Below are 1343 nucleotides of genomic sequence, written 5' to 3' on the forward strand. Positions count from 1 at the left end.
CGTGCCACGGGTCAGCGCGGTGCCGTCGCCCGCCGGGTCGGTCGTCGCACCGTCGGCCAGGACCCGGTCGAAGAACGCGGACTTGCGGGCCTCGTACTCGTCGGGCGCGGCCTCGTCGGCCTCGGCCTTCACGCGGTTGTGCTCCGCGAGCAGGGCGGGGTCGGCGCGCAGCAGCGCCCACGTGCGCGTGAACCGCACGTCGTGCTCGGAGCCCAGCGGTGTCACGGCCAGGCCCGCGGGCAGGGGCGCGTCGACAGCGAACGTCGCGAGCGTCGCGCACCAGATCTCGGGGTGGACGACGGCGTGGTCGCGCCGGACGAGCGCGACGGCCGCGTCGAACTCCTCGGGCGGGACGCGCAGGTGCAGGTCCACGTCGCCCCTGGTCAGGGCACCGGGCACGCTCGACGCGCCGACCCACACGAGCTCGCCCGGGACGCACGCCGCGGCCAGCTTCGCGCGCTCGGCGTCGACGACCTCGACGGCCGCGTCGTGCAGGTCCTCCGCGGGGATCAGCACGGGGCGGATCAGCCGTCGAGCGCGTCGAGCCGCTCCGCGACGTCGGCCGGGAAGCCGCCCGTCGCGATCGGCCCCCAGCGCGTCGGCGTCACGCGGATCAGCGACTTGTCCTGCAGGCGCATCGCCGCGCGGTACTCGTCCCAGTCCGGGTGCTCGCCCGCGATGCAGCGGTAGTAGTCGACGAGCGCGTCCTCCGCCTCGGGCATGTGCAGCACCTCGGCGTCGCCGTCGACCTGCACCCACGCGCCGCCGAAGTCGTCGGAGAGGACGCACACGCTCACGTGCGCGTCCCGCTCGGCGTTGCGCGTCTTCGCGCGGCCCGGGTACGTCGAGATCACCAGCCGGCCCTGGTCGTCGACGCCGCCGCTGACCGGGGACACCTGCGGGCGCCCGTCGGTGCGCGTCGTGACGAGCAGGAAGTGGTGCCGGGGCCGGACGAACTCGAGGAGCTCGGACAGGTCGACGGTGCGGTTCGTGGCGACGGTGCGGGGCATGACCTCACGGTAGGCGCGGTGCGAGGTCCGCGACCTGTCGGAGCCCGTCGCGCAGGTCGTCGGCGAGCGCCTGCACGAGGTCGGCGGACTCCGGCGCGCACAGCACGGCGACGTCGAGCCGCCCGCTGATCGAGAGCGCGGCGACGCACGTCGTGACGTTCCCGACGAGCGGCACGAGCGGGACGGTGGCGACGAGCGGGACGCCGACGAGGCGGACGGGCCCCGGCGGCCCGGGCGCGTGCGTGACGACGGTGCTGATGACGCGCTGGCGGTGCAGGAACCGCGGCAGCAGACCGAGCCGCGCGACGAGCCTGGCGCCCAACGGTGCGAGCG

General features: G+C 75.5%; 3 protein-coding genes. All 3 read right to left on the bottom strand.

Annotated features, from left to right (window positions below):
- Nucleotides 1-516, bottom strand: a 516-nt coding sequence (locus tag HGA02_RS19500) for a GrpB family protein (RefSeq protein WP_168681047.1), incomplete at its 3' end; no start/stop codon positions are given.
- An 8-nt stretch (nucleotides 517-524) separates the two neighbouring features.
- Entirely contained in the window at nucleotides 525-1010 is a 486-nt protein-coding gene (locus HGA02_RS19505; protein WP_168681049.1) for a PPOX class F420-dependent oxidoreductase, read from the bottom strand.
- A gap of 4 nt (nucleotides 1011-1014) precedes the next feature.
- Nucleotides 1015-1343 (bottom strand): WS/DGAT domain-containing protein (locus HGA02_RS19510; RefSeq protein ID WP_168681051.1); only part of this gene is annotated, 329 nt, incomplete at its 5' end.

It is taken from the genome of Cellulomonas septica, assembly GCF_012396155.1.
GTDB lineage: Bacteria > Actinomycetota > Actinomycetes > Actinomycetales > Cellulomonadaceae > Cellulomonas > Cellulomonas septica.